Here is a 17828-nt window from a genome sequence, read left to right as displayed (position 1 = left end):
ACCACGGCCCCAGCCGCCGCCTCCACGATAAAAGCCGCCGCCCGGTCTGCCGCCCCAACCGGGACCACCACCACGAAAGCCGCCCCCACCAAAGCCGGGACCACCGTGAAACCCGCCTCCCGGGCCACCAAAGCCCCCGCCGGGTCTGCCACCGCCCCCGAAACCACCGGGGCCTCCTCCATGGAAGCCACCGCCTCCACCGCCAAAACCACCACCGCCATGCATTCCGCCGCCACCTCCCCCACCGGGATGTGCCAGAGCTACGGGAGACAGCGCGCAGGCAAGAAGCAGGCTCGCGGCCAGCCGTCCGTAATGAAGTGAGTTGCGTGTCATCCTCTGCCCCCTCTTATGGCCAGATTGTCCGGCCTGTTCTGGCACCTGTTCCTGTGCGGAACACATCACTCTCTGATGAAGAAATGGGAAACCGTTCAACGGATTTCTACAGAAAGCCGTCGGATGGTTCATACATGTCAGCTCTGACATAAGACTCAGATTTCCCGCCATTTCCAAGAGAGAATGGCATAATCCTACGGCAATCTGATGGCTGAAGCAGGCATACAGGCCCCTTCTGCTCTGCGTAAAACGCAAAACATGCGGAGGGGGAAAGGCCTGATTACCCATCATCTGACGGGCTGGAGCCCAGTATACTATTTCTATTTTCAGGGGAAAAGTCTGGTCGGAGTGAGAGGATTCGAACCTCCGGCCCCTGCGTCCCGAACACAGTGCTCTACCAGGCTGAGCTACACTCCGATGACCGTGAGCGGGCTATACCCCTCTCAGGCCATCTTAGCAAGAGCTGAAACGCAGAGAAGTGTAATTCTCTGCCAGATCAAAGCTGTTCGACAGCTACGCGGTCTGTTTTTTCTGCGCTTTGAGAATGCGCCAGAGCTGTTTCAACGTCCGGCACGCACTCAATCATGGCTCGGGCTGTGGATGCGGCAAAGCCCTGCTCCACGGCAGCATCCAGCGCAGCAAGAAGCGTATCGGCCCATTTTTCCACGTTAATCAGAATAATCGGCTTGCTGTGTCGCCCCAGTTGCTTCCACGTCAGGATTTCCATCATCTCATCAAACGTGCCAAAGCCGCCGGGCAGAATCCAGAACGCGTCCGCCCGTGAGAACATGATCTGCTTCCGGGTGTGCATGGAATCCGTAACAATCAGTTCCGCCACGCCCTCATGCATTTTCTCCCGACTTTCCAGAAAGTCGGGGATTACGCCGGTTACCGCGCCACCTGCGGACAAGGTGGCATCCGCCACAACGCCCATCAGCCCATGCGCCCCACCGCCATACACCAGACGGATGCCAGCCTGTGCCAATGTATGGCCCACATTTTGTGCGGCCTGTTTGTAGAGCGGGCTTTTCCCAAAGCGAGAGCCACAGAAAACGGCAACGGCGTTCAGGGTAGAGGGCATGCGGTCCTTCTCCTTCTTTCTCAGTAAGCAAAAAACCATACCGTGTTTTCACGGCGGATGCAGGACGGAAAATCTTTACGAGACTGTTTCAGCGAGCAAGCCGGGTTTGTTTTTTGAGCAGAACACACAGCACGACGCCGACAAGACTGATGAGAGCGGCGGCCTGAAAAACGGCTCCGTAGCCCCAAAGCGGGATCATCAGCCCCAGCAGAGGCCCTGAAACACCAATGGCGATGTCCAGACAGACCGAAAAGGCACCAATAGCCGCCCCTTTGTTCTCCGGCCCGGTCTGCGCCACAGCGCCTACACCCAGAGCAGGAAACACCAGAGAGAACCCGGCCCCGGTCAAAGCCGCCCCCGCATCTGCCCATGCTGCACTCTGGCCAAAGGCCAGCACAAACAGGCCCAGAGCCTCTACAAACAGGGAGACAATCGCCACACTGTTTCCGCCATGTTTGGCAATCTGCCGCGTGAAAACAAAGCGCGTCAGCACGAAGGTAAGCCCGAACAGGGCCAGCGCAAAAGCAGCGCCGCTCCAGTTCTGGTCAGAAAAATACAGGGCCAGCAAAGCAGAAATGGCCCCAAAGCCGACTGACCCGGCCGCAAGCGCCAGCCCGTAGGGCAGCACAAGCCCTAGCACGGTGAAAAACGATGGCTGCTTGCCCGCCGCCAGAGGGGGCACAGAAGGCTGCCGCAGAGCCAATGGGATACCAACCCCCATCAGCACGGCAGAGAGCAACCCCACATCCGCAAAACCGCCCAGAATGGGCAAAGACACGCCGTGGTAGATCATCGTAGCAATGGGAGCGCCTAAGGCTATACCCCCATAAGAACACACACCGTTCCAGGAAATGACCTGAGCTGTTCTACTGACCCCTGCCCTGCGGATGTTCCAGACAATGACCGCCGTTGCCACCCAGCTTTCAGCCACCCCCAGCGCAATCCGGCCTGCCAGCACAAACAGCAAGGAAAGAAGCGGCCAGGACACGAGCAGGGCAGCTACAACCAGCAAAAAGCCGGACAGGACACCCGTGCTCAGGCCCATCAGCACCACACGCTTGGGGCCACCTGTATCAATCCGTTTGCCTGCCCCAATGCGCGAGGCAAAGGTCGCCAGATACTGAACAGAGACGGCAAACCCGGCCATAGCGGAACTGAAGCCGAGTTTTTCCCGCACAAACAGTGGCACCACCGCCATTTGCAGGCCGATATCCGTGTAACAAAATAACGTAAAAACCACGACGGCCAGAATGACAAACGTAACCGAGGACGTGCGGACAGCCCCTTCCGACATGAAACATTCCTCAAAAAATGATGCTATAAATCGCGCTTAAGACCCCATTTCCAGATGAAAGACCCGTTTGATGACGAAGCCTCTTCCTGACGCTGGCGGATATGTCACGCTTTCTTCCCGTATTGCCTATGAAAACCCATGGACCCGCGTAAGGGAAGACATCATTCGGCGGCCCAATGGCAAAGATGGGCTCTATGGGGTGGTCGAGCGCGGTCAATTTGTTGTTATCCTGCCGCTGGGAGAGACCGAAGACGGACGCCGCACCGTGACACTGGTCAACCAGTATCGGTATCCGATTGGCAAGCGCCTGTGGGAATTACCCATGGGCATGTGGGAAGACCGGCCCGATGCTGCCCCGGAGGCTCTGGCTGCTGGCGAATTACAGGAAGAAACAGGGCTGATTGCCAAAACCCTGCATCATGCCGGCATCATGTATCAGGGAGCCGGTTTCACCACGCAAAAAGGGCACGTCTATCTGGCGACCGGCCTGACGCAAGGCCCCTGTGCGCGGGAAGAAACGGAACAGGATATGACCTGCCATACGCTTTTCCTGGAAGAGGTCGAAGAGATGATCCGTAAGAACGAGATCACCTGCATGGTTACACTTTCAGCCTTCGGCCTGCTGCGTGCTCAGGGATTGATTTAAAAAGAGAATAACCCAGAGAATGCTGGCTTTCTGAATTTATTCAGAAATATTATATATGGAAATTTCTATTTAATTTTAAAGGATTTTTATGAATGTATCGTTCTAAATCCATAAAAAATCCTGGTCTATAACGATCATTTTTGTCAGAAATTTTACCGTATCTGGCTCCTGAATCTGTTTATTGAAGTCGCAATTTTCTGCCCTTCGCAAAGCAGCCTCAGGAGCCATTTTTGATTATTCAGAATGGGCGAACAATAACCATGATGACAATGATCATCATCAGGACTGTCGGCACTTCATTCGCCATACGGTAAAACCGTTCAGCATGCTGGTTCCGGTCTTCCGCAAACTCTCGCCGCCAGCGGGAACAAAACCCATGAAATGCAAACATACCGATAACGGCTGTAAGTTTGGAATGCCACCAGCCAGCCTGCCAGTCCACACTTCCGGGCGTTAACACCAGAAGCACCCCAAACAGCAGGCTGGCAAACATGGCCGGGTTCATGATGGCCCGCAGTAATCTGCGCTCCATGATCTTGAACCGCTCACTCTCTTCTGACCCGATCTGCACCTGACAATGGTAGACAAACAAACGCGGCAGATAGAAAAGCCCGGCCATCCACGCCATGACAGACATGACATGAAAAGCCAGAATCCAGCGTACCCAGGGCAGAAGAGCGTCAAAGGTCATGATTTTTATCCCTGACTCTGCAAGGCTTTTTGCAAAAGCGGTACAAATTCTGAAAGATGGCGAATGCGGACAAGATTAGGCCAGTCCGGTACAGGCTCAGTTCCAGGACGGAGCAGAACACACATCATCCCGGCATCGACAGCAGCTCGTGCCCCGGTATTGCTATCTTCCAGCACAACACAGTTTGCAGGAGAAACGCCTTCCTGCTCGGCAGCATGCAGATACACATCAGGGCGCGGTTTTGGCACACCCATATCCCGCGCAGAATGGACGCGGTTTGTAAAATAGTGCGTCATATCAGTCGCTATGAATTTTGCATCCATTTCCTCAACGGAGGAATTGGAGCCAACACGCACCGGCAAACCGAGTTTTTTCACACCATCCAGCATGGCGTGGACGCCATCAATCGGTTCCACACCCTTCTTCATGGCCTCTACAAAACGTTTCTGAACGCGATTAGCCCAGTCTGGCCCAAGAGATTTTCCGGTTTTCTTTTCAATATCTTTTTGAATTTCCGGCAGCGCCATGCCGGAAAATTCATCAACCGCGTTTTCTGCCGGAATATTCAGGCCGACAGCGCGGGCTTCTTCCGCGCTGATCCGGCAACAGGTCTGCTCGCTATCAACCAGCACACCATCACAATCAAAAATGACAAGTTTCAGCTGCCCTTCAGGAGAAAGTGCTAAAGCCTGTGTCATAGTTCTGTCTCCCGAACTGTTTTGACCAGATCCGCCACATGCTCAACCGGTGTTTGCGGCAGAACGCCATGACCCAGATTGAAAACATGCGCCCGGCCACGGCCAGCATTCCGCACAGCCAGGGCCTCACGCCGCATGGCTTCACCGCCAGCCAGAACAGCAACAGGGTCGAGATTACCCTGCAAAGCAACATGCTCCGGCACCATGCTTCGCACGGTCGCAAAATCTGCTCCGGTATCGAGTGCCAGAACATCCACGCCGGTTTCACGCGCATATTCAGCAACCATCACGCCAGCAAGACGCGGGAAACCGATCACGCGCACGGAGGGGTAGCGGGCTTTGATGGTCTGCACGATCTGCCGTGTTGGGGCGATGACATGTTTGCGGAATTCTGCTGGTGAGAGCAGGCCCGCCCAGGAATCAAACAGCATGACGGCTTCAGCGCCCGCTTCAATCTGTGCACACAGATAGGTTGCGGTCTGTTCCGTCAGCAGCGCCATCAGCCGATCAAACAAAGCGGGTTCGGAAAATGCCATGGTGCGCGTAATGGCGAACTCACGCGATCCGCCACCTTCAACCATGTAACAGGCGACGGTAAAGGGAGAGCCGGTAAAACCTAGCAGTGTTGTGGCGCCACCTTTTGCAACGCCAATATCGTCAGGCCCGTTCAGAATAGCTTTCAGGCGGGACAATGTTTCCAGAACAGGGGCTGTCACCTCTGCAATGCGTTCCGGGTCAAGTTTTGCGAGATCCGCTTCACTGCGGATAGCGCCCAGAACCGGGCCTGTGCCTTCAACAAACTCAAGGGACTGTCCCATAGCCCAGGGCAGAATGAGAATATCGGAGAACAGAATGGCACCATCCATCCCGAAGCGACGGATGGGCTGCAAGGTCAGCTCTGTCGCAATATCCGGTGTCATGCAGCGTGTCAGGAAATCTGCTCTGGCACGCATGGCCCGGAATTCGGGAAGGAAACGTCCTGCCTGTCGCATCAGCCACATTGGCGGTGGCCAGACAGCCTCACCGTTCAATGTTCTGAGCAGGCGTTTGGAGGGGGGGATATCTGTCTTGCTGGTCATGGCCTGAAGTCCTGCACGTCTTTGTCCAACCTGTCCACGGTCCTAAAATATAAAATAAAAGAATAGAAATGGATTTAGAGGTTAAGGGGTACTGTGGATGACGGGGTACCCACCATTCCAAAAATGTACCCCATCTTTCCCACACTGTGTACAGATTACAGACCGTTGGAAATGCTAAGGTTTTTGGAGTTATCCAGATTGTACCCAAATGAGGCTGTGTACAACTCACCGGTTCATGACTCTTGCGAGTTGTGCACGGTACTCGGTACGTGCTTGTCATGATCGCCGTACAATCCACATGTACCCCGGTACTCAGGAGATTACTCACAGCCCCCTTATTGCTTAGTACCTGAAAGAGACTCGCTTTCGTGCCAGATTTAGTAATCAAACCGACTCCAATACAGGACTCGCGCCATAAACTGGTTCTGGCGAGTGGTTCAGCCATTCGTCGCACGCTTCTGGAAAATGCCGGACTGACGTTTTCCGTCCTCTCATCCTCCGTTGATGAAGAGCCTCTTAAAAGAGCAGGCCGTGCGGAAGGTGCTGCGGCCCAAACCGTTGCCCTCCGTCTGGCAGAAGCCAAAGCGCTTTCCGTCTCCTGTCCCGATGCCTTTGTGATTGGTGCGGACCAGATGCTCTCCTGCAAGGGGGACTGGTATGACAAACCTGCGGACCTGAACGCGGCCCGGCAGCAGCTTCTTTCTTTAAGGGGGCAAACGCATATGCTGCATACGGCGGTGGTGGTCTGCCGGAACGGCCAGGTGCTGTGGCAGCATGTCTCTGAGCCCAACCTGACCATGCGGCCCTTTTCTGATGCATTTCTGGAGGCCTATCTGGCGGAGGAAGGGGAAGAGTGCCTCTATTCCGTGGGTGCCTACCGGATTGAAGGGCCGGGCCTGCATCTGTTTGCCCGGATGGAGGGGGATCAGACAGCCATTCTCGGCCTGCCCCTTTTGCCGCTGCTGGAAGGGTTGCGGGAGATGGGTGTACTGTTTTCGTAAAATAGGGACTTGTCAGTCTTGGAATCGTCTTGTATCAGGCGTGCACAAGCAAGCCACGTCACCGTGGCCTGACTGGAACAGTGTGGGGCCATAGCTCAGTTGGGAGAGCGCCTGAATGGCATTCAGGAGGTCGTCGGTTCGATCCCGATTGGCTCCACCAGTTTCCTTCTCCTTCAAAATTCCCAATTTAAAACGGCTTCAGGCCAAATTGTCTCAGCATTCTTGTGTTTGTGCTGTAAGCAAAGTGTTCTCGCATTATGTGCTAGTGCTCTTGAGACAGGCGCATTAGTTAGTGTGTCAGCAGGAGTGAAGCATGGCCGAGGATAACTGGACGGAACAAACCCCTGAGGACGCAGAAGCGGATGCCCGGGCAGACCAGCTTTTTCAACAAGCCGGCATTGCTGAACCAGCCGAGCCCAAAGGCAGTTTTCTGCTAACGATCCTCCTCCCCGTTCTGATAGCAGGGGCGCTACTGATTGCCGGCCTCTGGATGTTTTCTGGCTGGCTGGGAATTTAACAGGCTGGGACTTTACAAAACATGCCGCGTTTTTCGCCTGCCCCTTTTGTGCCGGGAAGCGGCTTTACGCCCTGGCTGATCGTCCTGCTTGGTCTGGTGACGGCCATCGGGCCCGTAGCCACAGACATGTATCTTCCGGCCTTTCCGGAGGTGGAGCAGGATCTGGGGGGCGGGAAAGGGTCAGCTCAGTTCACGCTGGCCGCCTGGTTTTTAGGTCTGGCGCTGGGGCAGTTTTCTCAGGGGCCTCTGTCTGACCGGTTTGGGCGCCGTGTGCCGCTTATGCTTGGCCTGCTGATTTTTGCCATCGCCTCGGCTGGTTGTGCGGTTGTGCAGGATTACCACCTGTTTTGTGTATGCCGGTTTGTAGCGGCTGTCGGTGGCTCCGCCAGTGCCGTGATTCCGCGCGCGATTGTGCGTGATGTGGCAACGGGCAAAAAAGGTGCGAAGCTGATGTCTCAGCTCACACTGGTGTTTGGCGTCATGCCGGTTCTGGCTCCCAGCTTTGGCAGTCTGGTTTTGCAGTTTGGCAACTGGCGGTGGATCTTCTGGATTGGCACGCTGTATGCGTTGGCCGCCATTGTCGGGCTGTTCTGCTGCCTGCCTGATACCCTGCGGCCTGAGCGGCGGGTTGCACTTTCACCTGTTAAAATTCTGACCCGTTACATCACAATCAGTCAGGAGCCGCTTTTTCTCTCCAATGCTTTGATTGCCACGTTCTCAACCTTTGTGATGTTTGCCTATCTCGGCAGTGCGCCCGTGCTGTTTGAGCAGGTGCTGCATTTCACGCCCGGTCAGTTCGGGGCATTTTTTGGCGTGAATGCGGCAGCCTTTATTCTGGGCACACAGATCAATGGCCGACTGGTGCATCGGGTTGCCATGCCGGTCCTGCTGGAAACGGGTCTGTTCTGGGCGCTGGGGGCCGGGGCGCTGTTCACGGTGCTGGCTCTGACCGGCATTGCCGGCGAACATCACGCAATTCTGACCTGTGCGCTGATTGCCAGCATTACCGGAGCATTGGGCTTTATCGGGCCGAATGCTACGGTGATGTCCTTCTACCATCACGGTCAGCACGCTGGCAGCGCCTCGGCTCTGCTGGGAACCATGCAGTTTGGCATCAGTTCTTTGAGTAGTGTTCTGGTGGGTCTGCTGCCCGGCGGCAGCGCAATACCAACTGCCATTGGCATGATGGTGGGCATTCTGGGAATGGCAGGTGCGGACCTCATGCGGCGGCATGCACCGGAAATTGGCGCCGACGAGGATTAAGCACCGTCTGATAGAAAAGGACGGGTCATGGCGTGGCGTTTAGAGAAGAAACAGCGGTGCGGGGGCTTTCCCGCCTGCTGCTGGCGGGTGTTGCAGGGGGTATCGTCAGTCTGGGGTTCTTTGGAGCACAGGCACATGCGCAGACCCCCTCCGCCGTTTTGCTGAAGCATGTGCGTCTGTTTGACGGCACCGGGGCGGCAGAACAGGACGATATGGCTGTTCTGGTTCAGGGACCACGGATTGCCTCGGTTGGCCACAGCGGGCACGTTAAGGCCCCTAAAGGCGCGCAGCGGATTGATCTGTCCGGTAAAACGCTGATCCCCGGTCTGATTACCGACCACAGCCATGTGGGTGTGGTCTCCGGTACCTCCGTAGGGGCTGAAAACTTTACGGTGCCTGTCATCAAGGCCGCACTGGACCAGTATGAACGCTACGGCGTGACGACCGTCACCGCGCTGGGTCTGACAAAATCCCCTCTGTTTGATGACCTCCGCCGTGCGCAGCATGCAGATGGGGCAACGGGCGCGGATCTGTTCGGGGTCGATCAGGGGATTGGCGTGCCGGGCGGAATGCCGCCGGAGGGGATGGTCAAGGTCGGGAAAGATCAGATTTTCCGTCCGGCAACCGTTGCGGAAGCACAGCAGGTCGTGCGCACCATGGCCAGTGAGCATACGGACCTTGTGAAGCTCTGGGTGGATGATTTCCGCAATGGGGTAGCCAGCCAGAAGCCCCTGCCCGTCATGAAGCCGGAAATCTGGCAGGCAGTGATTACTGAAGCGCATAGCCAGAATCTGCGTGTGGCTGTGCATATTCATGATCTGGATTACGGCAAACGGCTTGTGGCCGCCGGAGCCGACATTATCGCGCATGGTGTGCGGGATGAGCCAGTGGATGGTCGGTTCATCACCGCCATGAAAGACCGGGGTGTGTGGTATATCCCCACCATCAGTCTGGATGAGGCGACCTATCTGTTTGCCGAGCAGCCCGAGATTCTGAACGACCCGGTTCTGAAAGCCGGACTGAATGCGGACCTGCAAAAACAGTTTTCAGACCCCGCATGGCGGCAGAAAGTCGCGACGTCTCCGTTGGCTAAAGCCTCCCACGCCGCCGTCGCCATGAACCAGAAAAATCTGCTCACGCTCTATCAAGCCGGTGTGAAAATTGGTTTTGGCACGGATTCTGGCGCTGCTCCCGTTCGTATTCCCGGTTTTGCGGAACACAGGGAATTACGTCTTCTGGTGGAAGCCGGGCTGACGCCGTTGCAGGCGCTGACACTGGCGACCAGTCAGGCGGCGGCTCTGCTGAATTTGTCGGATCGCGGGGTGATTGCACCCGGAAAGCGGGCGGATTTTGTTGTTCTGGAAGCTGATCCGGCTGAAAATATTGCTGCGGTGGATCAGATTGCCGCTGTCTGGCGTGGCGGTGTGCGGGCTGCCGGGCCGCTGGTGCCACGCTAACATCGCTTAATGCTGTTGCGGGGCTGACTGCTGGGGTTGTTCCCGCTTGCCGTAAATGGCCTGTGTTTCCGGAATAACGCTGTGACCGTCGCCTGCTTCCAGCGGGCCGGTTGCAGCATCGGACGGAGCCAGCGGTTCATAGCGGTCTTTAAGCTGGTTCTTGTCAGGGTTCTGGCCATTATTGCGCGCCATATCCTCACGCCGTTCCTGTTCCTGTGCCGCGCGGGCTTCCGCGGGGGCGGCTTCGGGCAGGAAGCGGCCCGGCCTTTCTGGCGGGATATCGATATTCTCGCCCTCAATGTCCACATGGCATCCGGCCAGCAGAGGGGCAGCCAGAACCAGCGCTCCCAGCATGATGCGGGGGCGCTGTCTGGTTTTGAGCTGAGGGGCGCAGCGTTTCACGGCAGAGCGTTATCCAGGCCTTGCTATGCTGAAAAACTCAGCCTTCGAGATGGCGGGCTTCTTCCGGCAGCATGATGGGAATCCCATCACGGATGGGGAAGGCCAGTTTGGCCTGCGCGCTGATCAGCTCATTGGTGGTGGCATCATAGGTCAGCGGGCCTTTGGTCACCGGGCAAACCAGAACGGAAAGAAGCCGCGGGTCGAGCGGAGGAGAAATGTCAGCACCAGACATGAATGTCACCCATAAAAAATGTTCAGGAAGGCGGGCCTTCCTCTTCAGGACCAGACAGGTCTACCAGCATCTGCAGCACGCGCACACGGTCTGTCAGGCTGCCTGCGTCAAGCAATGCCTGTTTTTCTGCCGGAGGAAAAGGACAGATCATGGGAAGAGTGACCAGCAGGGTATCATCTTCCATCTGTTCAATGATGGACCAGCGGGCCGATAACCCCTTCTGCCGGAAATAACGGCGCAGAGAGTCCAGCAGTTTTTCGCGGTTGAACGGTTCTGAAGGGATTTCGCTCAGATCGCCCACAAAGGATGAGACATCAATCCGCGCCTGCCGATATCCTCTGTGCAGACCTGTCTCCCGCAGCACCCGGAACCGGGCCACGCCACTCAGGGTGACGGCAAACGTGCCATCGGCCCGTTCCGTAAAGGAGGTAATGCGGCCCAGACACCCGATGGTGTAGAGGGGCGGTATCTTGCCTTCTTCCTCTTCATCTTCTTCCCCCCACAGAGGCTGGATCATGCCGATCAGCCTCTGGGATGCCAGCGCATCTTCCACCAGCGCCACGTAACGCGGCTCAAACACGTTCAGCGGCAGTTTCCCCCGAGGCAGCAGCAAAACACCGCTCAGGGGAAACAGGCCGATTTCCGCAGGGATATCGGCCATGGTGAGGTCTGAAACTCTGGGGACGTGCCGCAGAATCTCGTCGTCAGGCAGGTAGGAAGCCAAGCTCGACCTTATCAGGAAAACAGAAGAGAGGAGAGGCGACGGCGGGCCGCCAGTGTAGCCGGGTCATCATGGCCCCAGGCTTCAAAAAAGCGGAAAAGCTGCTGTTTTGCGGCACCCTCGTTCCAGTTCGGGTCGGCTTTGATCACACGGAGCAGTTCGTCCGCGGCCTCTTCCCGCTTGCCAGCTACGTTCAGGCCGGTCGCCAGCTCACACCGGGCGGCGTAGTCATCCGGGTTGGCGGCAAGGCGGGCGTGAACCTCTTCCATTTCCTGCGCGGCTTTGCGACCTTCCTTCTTAAGTTCAAGGGCTGCGCGTGCCCCGGCAACTTCCGGTGCGTCCTTGATTTTTTCAGGCACGTCCGCAAGGGCTGCGTCTGCTGCCTCTTCATCATCCAGAGCCAGCATGGCGCGGATCAGCCCGCCCCATGCCTTCGGGTTTTCCGGTTCTTCGCCCAGAACACCAGAGAACAGTTCCGCAGCGTGTGCGGGCTGGTTGGTTTCCATGGCCACAGCGGCTTCCTGCAACAGTTCCGTTGCGGGCAGCGGGCCGCCGCCAGCGGCTTTCAGCACGCCTTCAACAAATTTCTTGATCTCACTTTCCGGCAAAGCGCCCTGGAACAGATCCAGAATCTGGCCTTTCCAGAATACCGCCACCATCGGGATGGACTGCAACGGCAGGCCAATCTGCGTCAGCTGGGCAGCGAGAGCACGGTTGGCTTCAATATCAATTTTAACAAGCCGGACCTTGCCGCGAGCCGCCGTGACGACCTTTTCCAGCACCGGAGCCAGCTGCTTGCACGGGCCACACCAGTCTGCCCAGAAATCAACCAGAACGGGAATGGAACGGCTGGCTTCAATCACATCCTGCATGAAGGTGGCCTGTGAGCCATCCATAATCAGGGGTGCTGATGCCTGAGGGGCGGCGGCCTGCCCCTGTGCCAGCGGGTCCTGCATCAGACTGCCGGAAGCCTGAGGGGCTTGCTGGCCAATAATATGGTCCATCTGGTGTCATCCTTAGCTCAAAACGATGGTGGATGGCGTGGGGTCCACCCGGCGGCACACACCGCATTATCTTTCTAAATGGTCAATCATGTGCCCCGGTGCAATGGGAATTGGCGAGAGACGTCCCATATCAACACAGAAGAGGTGTCGGGCGGCCATTCCCTGATTGCATGGAGGGCGGCAAAGGCGGCATACAGGACAAAACAGGAACGGCAGCGGTATTTTATGGACAATCCATCTTTTCCCAGTGCTCAGAAACTCAGTGTGCGCGGGGCACGGGCGCACAACCTCAAAAATGTTGATATCGATATCCCGCGTGACTGTCTGACGGTGGTGACGGGCCTTTCCGGCTCCGGCAAATCGTCACTGGCGTTTGACACGATCTACGCCGAAGGCCAGCGCCGGTATGTGGAAAGCCTGTCTGCCTATGCCCGCCAGTTTCTGGAACTGATGGGCAAGCCGGATGTGGATTCCATAGAAGGACTTTCCCCGGCCATTTCCATCGAGCAGAAGACGACGTCCAAAAATCCGCGTTCCACCGTGGGCACCGTGACGGAAATCTATGACTATATGCGTCTGCTCTGGGCGCGTGCTGGTGTGCCTTATTCTCCCGCGACCGGCCTGCCGATTGAAGCCCAGACCGTCAGCCAGATGGTGGACCGTGTGATGGCTCTGCCGGAGGGCACGCGCCTCCTGCTGCTCTCCCCCGTGATCCGTGACCGCAAGGGCGAATACCGCAAGGAACTGGGAGAATTGCAGCGCAAGGGTTTCACCCGTGTGAAAGTGGATGGCGAGCTGTATGAAATTGCCGACGTCCCGGCCCTGAACCGCAAACTGCGCCATACGGTGGAAGTCGTGGTGGACCGCGTGGTGGTCAAAGAGGGGATAGAATCCCGTCTGGCGGACAGTTTTGAAACCGCTCTCGGCCTGTCTGACGGCATTGCCTACACAGAAGAAGTGTTGAAGGACAAAGACGCCGAGCCGGAACGGCTGGTCTTTTCTTCACGCTTTTCCTGCCCGGTGAGCGGGTTTACGCTGGAAGAAATTGAACCACGCCTGTTTTCCTTCAACGCGCCGCAGGGGGCGTGTCCGTCCTGTGATGGTCTGGGGTCTGAAACCTTCTTCAACCCGGCGCTTGTCGTGCCGGATGAGTCAAAGTCTCTGCGCAAAGGCGCTATTGCACCTTGGAAAGATGCAAAATCGCCTTTGCTGGAACAGACGCTGACCAGTCTGGCTGCCCATTTTGGCGTCAGCATGGACACGCCCTGGAAAGACCTGCCAGAAGCTGCTCAGGATGGAATTCTGAACGGCGTTGATGAGAACATCGAGTTTACGTATCAGGACGGCCGGAAAAGCTACACGGTCAGCAAACCGTTTGAAGGCGTTCTGGCCAGTCTGGCCCGGCGTCTGGCCAACACGGACAGCATGTGGGTGCGGGAAGAACTTTCCCGCTATCAGTCCGAAAAGCCGTGCCACGTCTGCCATGGTGCGCGTCTGCGGCCCGAGGCGCTGTCTGTGCGCGTGGCGGATAAAACCATTGCGCAGGCCTGTGACCTGCCAATTGGTAAGGCACTGGACTGGTTTGAGACCGTCATGCCAACCCTGACCCCGCAAAAAGCCGAGATTGCCCGGCGCATTTTGCGTGAAATTCAGGAACGCCTGACCTTTCTGGATGATGTCGGGCTGGATTACCTGACCCTTTCCCGGAGTTCCGCCACGCTGTCTGGCGGGGAAAGCCAGCGTATCCGTCTGGCAAGCCAGATTGGCTCCGGCCTGACCGGGGTTCTGTATGTGCTGGATGAACCCTCTATTGGTCTGCATCAGCGCGATAATGAACGGCTTCTGGGCACGCTGGAGCGTTTAAAAAAACTGGGTAATACTCTGATTGTTGTTGAACATGATGAGGACGCCATCAGGAGTGCAGACTGGCTGGTGGATATGGGGCCGGGAGCCGGTGTGAATGGCGGCAGGGTGATTGCTGCGGGCACGCCGGAAGAAGTTGCCAAAGTCCCGGAAAGCCTGACAGGGGCGTATCTGTCCGGGCGCAAGAGCATTCCCGTTCCGGAACACAGACGCCCGTATGACAAGAAAAAAGTCCTGACGGTAGAAGGGGCAACCGGCCATAACCTGAAGAACGTTACAGCACATTTCCCCTTGGGAACCTTTACGTGTGTGACAGGGGTTTCCGGCAGCGGGAAATCCACACTGGTGATTGATACGCTTTATAAAGCGTTGTCCCGCCAGTTGATGGGGTCTTCTCAGTCTCCTGAAGCTTATAAAGCGATCAAAGGGATAGAACTGCTCGATAAGATTATTGATATCGACCAGTCTCCTATTGGACGCACACCTCGCTCCAACCCGGCCACCTATACGGATCTGTTCACCCCTATCCGGGACTGGTTTGCCGAACTGCCGGAGAGCAAGGCGCGCGGCTACAAGCCGGGGCGGTTCTCCTTTAACGTGAAGGGCGGACGGTGTGAGGCGTGTCAGGGGGATGGTGTTCTCAAGATCGAGATGCACTTCCTACCGGATGTGTTTGTCACCTGCGATACCTGTAAGGGCACGCGCTACAACCGCGAGACGCTGGACATCAAGTTCCGTGGCAAATCCATTGCCGATGTGCTGGCCATGAGCGTGGATGAAGCCCTGCCCTACTTCTCAGCGCAGACGCGTATCCGGGATCGACTGGCCATTTTGCAAAAAGTTGGTCTGGGTTATGTCGCCCTCGGACAGCAGGCGACAACCCTGTCGGGTGGGGAAGCGCAGCGCGTGAAGCTCTCCAAGGAGCTGGCGCGCCGTGCAACTGGTCGCACGGTTTATATTCTGGATGAGCCCACAACCGGTTTGCATACGGAAGATGTCAGAAAACTTCTGGAAGTTCTGCATGCGCTGGTTGATCAGGGCAATACGGTAATTGTCATTGAGCATAATCTGGAAGTGATCAAAACCGCGGACTGGATTGTGGACGTTGGCCCGGAAGGCGGCGATGGCGGTGGCCGTATTGTTGCGGAAGGGACGCCGGAAGATATTGCGGCCTGTAAGGAGAGCTATACAGGCCAGTTTCTGGCTCCCCTGCTCAAACGTGCTCCGGCAAAAACCAGAAAAAAGAAGAAGTAAAACTGTGTCCGTAAAAAAGAAAAAAAGCATTATTTTTCGGTCAGTTTTATCTGCTCTTGTTCTGGTAGGAGGCTTATTTTCCGCACCGGCCTTTGCGCAGAGTGCGGGAAGCGTGCAGCCTGACAGCGCGGCTAATGCGGTGCTCTTTGAAAAATACACCTGGACAGAAATTCAGTCCGGTGTGGCGGCAGGGGTGACGACCATTATCATCCCTGTGGGCGGCACGGAACAGAGTGGCCCGTATATTGCTGTTGGCAAGCATAATGAGCGGGCTACGTATCTGGCAGAACAGATTGCCGGGAAGACCGGAAAAACATTGGTGGCGCCCGTTGTGGCCTATGTGCCGGAGGGAGGCACGTCTCCCCGTTCCTCCCATATGCGCTTTCCCGGCACCATTACCGTGCCGCCGGATGTTTTTGAAAAACTCCTTGTCTCCGCCGGGGAGAGTTTTCAGGTGCAGGGTTTCAGGCTGATTGTCTTTGTGGGGGACCATGGAGGCTACCAGAAGTATATGGAAAAAGCCGCTGCGGTGCTCAACCAGAAATGGCACGGCACGGGTGCGAAGGCGCTCTATGTCAGCGGATTTTATACCGTTATTGCACATCAGTATGCAGACTGGCTGAAGCAGCAGGGCTACGGGAAGGATGTGGGGCAGCATGCAGACATTAGCGATACCTCGCTGATGCTGGCGGTTGATCCTTCCATGGTGCGGCAGGATGCGTTGCGTCATTCTGGTGCGCCTTCTGCGCAGGAAGGTATTTATGGGGGTGATCCGCGCAGGGCGTCTGCCTCGCTTGGGCAGGCTGGTCTTGCGATGCAGATCAATGCCGCAGTGCAGGCTATTCAGTCTGCCCGAGGGTTTTGAACACAATCTCTAAGAATAAGTCTCAATAAAAAAAGCCGAGTTGCCAGAAAGTCAAAAATAGACGCCTAATCACCCATGTGCTAAAGCCTCATCGCATGATGATGACAGCACAAGAAAGGGATGGGCTGTAATATTATGGTAGTAAAAAGACATCTGGCAGCCGCTACGGCTGTGTTTGTCGCTTTAGGTGCGGGGACCAGTCTGGCCGTTGCGCAGGAAGCCAGTCAGTCCCCTGTGCAGACAACAGCGCCGTCTGCTGCCCCGCAGCCCGCCCCGGCGCAGGTGCCTGCTTCGCAGGGTTCTTCCACTCAGCCGGTAGTATCCGCGCCGGCAGCCCCGACTGCCGTGCAGACCATTCCGGGCATGCCGCCGGTTATCAACCCGGCCAATCTGTATAGTGAGACTGCGCCGGATCATATCAATCCGGAAGTGGCACAGGACCCGGCCCGTGTTTACGTGCCCAACCTGCGCTCTAACGATGTCTCTGTGATTGACCCGGCCACATCCAAGGTTGTGGACCGCTTCCCGGTTGGCAAAAGCCCGCAGCATGTTGTGCCGTCCTGGGATCTGCGCACCCTGTGGGTGACGAACAATGCGGAAGGCACCACAAATGGCAGCCTGACCCCCATTGATGCCCGCACCGGCAAGCCCGGTCCGGCTGTTGCCGTGGATGATCCCTACAACATGTATTTCACGCCCGATGGTAAATCCGCCATTGTGGTGGCCGAAGCCCGTAAGCGGCTGGACTTCCGTGACCCGCACACCATGGCGCTCCAGCAGTCAGTGGAAACGCCGGACTGTAAAGGCGTGAACCACGCAGACTTCTCCATTGATGGACGCTACGCCATTTTCACCTGTGAATTTGGTGGCCATCTGGTGAAGGTCGATACCGTTAACAAAACTGTGCTGGGCTACCTGAAGCTTTCCAGCGGTGGCATGCCGCAGGATATTCTGATCTCCCCCAACGGTAAGACGTTCTATGTGGCCGACATGATGGCCGATGGTGTCTTTATGGTGGATGGCGACAGCTTCAAGGAAATCGGGTTTATCCCGACGGGTGTCGGCACACATGGCCTGTATCCCAGCCGTGACGGCACAAAAATGTATGTCGCGAACCGTGGGTCTCATAAAATTCATGGTAAACCGCATAGCAAGGCGGGTGGCGTGACGGTTATCGATTTTGCAACCAACAAGATTGTCGCCAACTGGCCCATTCCGGAAGGCGGCAGCCCGGACATGGGCAATGTGAGCGCAGACGGTAAAACCCTCTGGCTTTCAGGCCGTTTTGACGATGTTGCCTATCAGATCAACACGGAAGACGGCTCTATGAAGAAAATTCCGGTGGGTGCAGAACCACACGGTCTGACCGTCTGGCCGCAGCCGGGCCGCTATTCCATCGGGCACACCGGCATTCTCCGCTAAGCCTG

Annotated in this window: 18 protein-coding genes and 2 tRNA genes; 10 read left to right on the top strand and 10 right to left on the bottom strand. The window is 56.7% G+C overall.

The window, feature by feature from the left end:
* The coding region (locus tag AD928_RS15080) for a hypothetical protein (RefSeq protein ID WP_407639267.1) at positions 1-321 on the top strand (321 nt) is incomplete at its 5' end.
* Between the two features lie 352 nt (positions 322-673).
* On the opposite strand, the gene AD928_RS10660 is transcribed toward AD928_RS15080, so the two are convergent.
* The 3 genes from AD928_RS10660 to AD928_RS10650 all read right to left on the bottom strand — a co-directional run bounded on the left by AD928_RS10660 (position 674) and on the right by AD928_RS10650 (position 2708).
* Positions 674-750: transfer RNA gene (locus tag AD928_RS10660), tRNA-Pro, on the bottom strand.
* A gap of 79 nt (positions 751-829) precedes the next feature.
* Complete coding sequence (locus AD928_RS10655; RefSeq protein ID WP_062141218.1) at positions 830-1414, bottom strand: LOG family protein; 585 nt, start codon at positions 1412-1414, stop codon at positions 830-832.
* 88 nt (positions 1415-1502) lie between these two features.
* Positions 1503-2708, bottom strand: a complete 1206-nt coding sequence (locus AD928_RS10650) for an MFS transporter (protein ID WP_062250420.1) — start codon at positions 2706-2708, stop codon at positions 1503-1505.
* Positions 2709-2778: 70 nt separating this feature from the next.
* Between AD928_RS10650 and AD928_RS10645 the strand changes: the two genes are divergently transcribed.
* A complete protein-coding gene (locus AD928_RS10645; RefSeq protein WP_062250418.1) occupies positions 2779-3354 on the top strand; it encodes an NUDIX domain-containing protein in 576 nt (191 codons plus the stop codon).
* Positions 3355-3592: 238 nt separating this feature from the next.
* Here the strand turns inward: AD928_RS10645 and hemJ are convergent, their stop codons facing one another.
* Genes hemJ through hemE form a run of 3 tightly spaced genes read right to left on the bottom strand, consistent with a single transcriptional unit; the run spans position 3593 to position 5822 of the window.
* Positions 3593-4045, bottom strand: a complete 453-nt coding sequence (hemJ, locus tag AD928_RS10640) for a protoporphyrinogen oxidase HemJ (RefSeq protein WP_062141215.1) — start codon at positions 4043-4045, stop codon at positions 3593-3595.
* Positions 4046-4050: 5 nt separating this feature from the next.
* The gene (locus AD928_RS10635) at positions 4051-4743 is read right to left on the bottom strand and encodes an HAD family hydrolase (protein ID WP_062250416.1); all 693 of its coding nucleotides are present in this window, start codon (positions 4741-4743) and stop codon (positions 4051-4053) included.
* Positions 4740-5822, bottom strand: a complete 1083-nt coding sequence (gene hemE / locus AD928_RS10630) for a uroporphyrinogen decarboxylase (RefSeq protein WP_062250414.1) — start codon at positions 5820-5822, stop codon at positions 4740-4742. The genes AD928_RS10635 and hemE overlap by 4 nt, the downstream gene beginning before the upstream one ends.
* A 368-nt stretch (positions 5823-6190) precedes the next feature.
* Between hemE and AD928_RS10625 the strand changes: the two genes are divergently transcribed.
* The 5 genes from AD928_RS10625 (at position 6191) to AD928_RS10605 (ending at position 10060) form a co-directional block, all read left to right on the top strand.
* Positions 6191-6823 (top strand): Maf family protein, encoded by a 633-nt coding sequence (locus AD928_RS10625; RefSeq protein WP_062250412.1) that lies wholly within the window; start codon positions 6191-6193, stop codon positions 6821-6823.
* An 84-nt stretch (positions 6824-6907) separates the two neighbouring features.
* Positions 6908-6983, top strand: a tRNA-Ala gene (locus tag AD928_RS10620).
* A 153-nt stretch (positions 6984-7136) separates the two neighbouring features.
* Positions 7137-7340 carry a hypothetical protein gene (locus tag AD928_RS10615; protein ID WP_062141207.1) on the top strand — a complete coding sequence of 68 codons (204 nt, stop codon included), beginning with the start codon at positions 7137-7139 and terminating at the stop codon, positions 7338-7340.
* Between the two features lie 21 nt (positions 7341-7361).
* Positions 7362-8603 carry a multidrug effflux MFS transporter gene (locus tag AD928_RS10610; protein WP_062250409.1) on the top strand — a complete coding sequence of 414 codons (1242 nt, stop codon included), beginning with the start codon at positions 7362-7364 and terminating at the stop codon, positions 8601-8603.
* A 32-nt stretch (positions 8604-8635) separates the two neighbouring features.
* Positions 8636-10060, top strand: coding sequence for an amidohydrolase family protein (locus AD928_RS10605; protein ID WP_233420049.1), 1425 nt, complete (start codon positions 8636-8638; stop codon positions 10058-10060).
* A 6-nt stretch (positions 10061-10066) separates the two neighbouring features.
* Here AD928_RS10605 and AD928_RS10600 read toward each other — a convergent pair whose 3' ends face one another.
* From AD928_RS10600 to AD928_RS10585, 4 genes are all read right to left on the bottom strand, one after another.
* Positions 10067-10462: a hypothetical protein gene (locus AD928_RS10600; RefSeq protein WP_231866226.1), complete on the bottom strand. Its 396-nt coding sequence runs from the start codon at positions 10460-10462 to the stop codon at positions 10067-10069.
* A 37-nt stretch (positions 10463-10499) separates the two neighbouring features.
* Positions 10500-10694, bottom strand: a complete 195-nt coding sequence (locus AD928_RS10595; RefSeq protein ID WP_043550377.1) for a Trm112 family protein — start codon at positions 10692-10694, stop codon at positions 10500-10502.
* 22 nt (positions 10695-10716) lie between these two features.
* Complete coding sequence (locus AD928_RS10590) at positions 10717-11355, bottom strand: LON peptidase substrate-binding domain-containing protein (protein ID WP_082779861.1); 639 nt, start codon at positions 11353-11355, stop codon at positions 10717-10719.
* Between the two features lie 74 nt (positions 11356-11429).
* On the bottom strand, positions 11430-12419 hold the full coding sequence (locus AD928_RS10585; protein ID WP_061491145.1) for a tetratricopeptide repeat protein: 990 nt from the start codon (positions 12417-12419) through the stop codon (positions 11430-11432).
* Between the two features lie 225 nt (positions 12420-12644).
* Here AD928_RS10585 and uvrA point away from each other — a divergent pair, with 225 nt between their 5' ends.
* The 3 genes from uvrA to AD928_RS10570 all read left to right on the top strand — a co-directional run bounded on the left by uvrA (position 12645) and on the right by AD928_RS10570 (position 17823).
* Positions 12645-15536: an excinuclease ABC subunit UvrA gene (gene uvrA, locus AD928_RS10580; RefSeq protein ID WP_062250406.1), complete on the top strand. Its 2892-nt coding sequence runs from the start codon at positions 12645-12647 to the stop codon at positions 15534-15536.
* Positions 15537-15648: 112 nt separating this feature from the next.
* The gene (locus AD928_RS10575) at positions 15649-16401 is read left to right on the top strand and encodes a creatininase family protein (RefSeq protein WP_233420048.1); all 753 of its coding nucleotides are present in this window, start codon (positions 15649-15651) and stop codon (positions 16399-16401) included.
* Positions 16402-16536: 135 nt separating this feature from the next.
* Positions 16537-17823 carry a YncE family protein gene (locus tag AD928_RS10570; RefSeq protein ID WP_062250436.1) on the top strand — a complete coding sequence of 429 codons (1287 nt, stop codon included), beginning with the start codon at positions 16537-16539 and terminating at the stop codon, positions 17821-17823.
* Positions 17824-17828: the final 5 nt, after the last annotated feature.

Origin of the sequence: Acetobacter cerevisiae (assembly GCF_001580535.1) — a bacterium.
GTDB classification, from domain to species: domain Bacteria; phylum Pseudomonadota; class Alphaproteobacteria; order Acetobacterales; family Acetobacteraceae; genus Acetobacter; species Acetobacter cerevisiae.
This window is presented reverse-complemented; position numbering and strand designations above follow the sequence as displayed.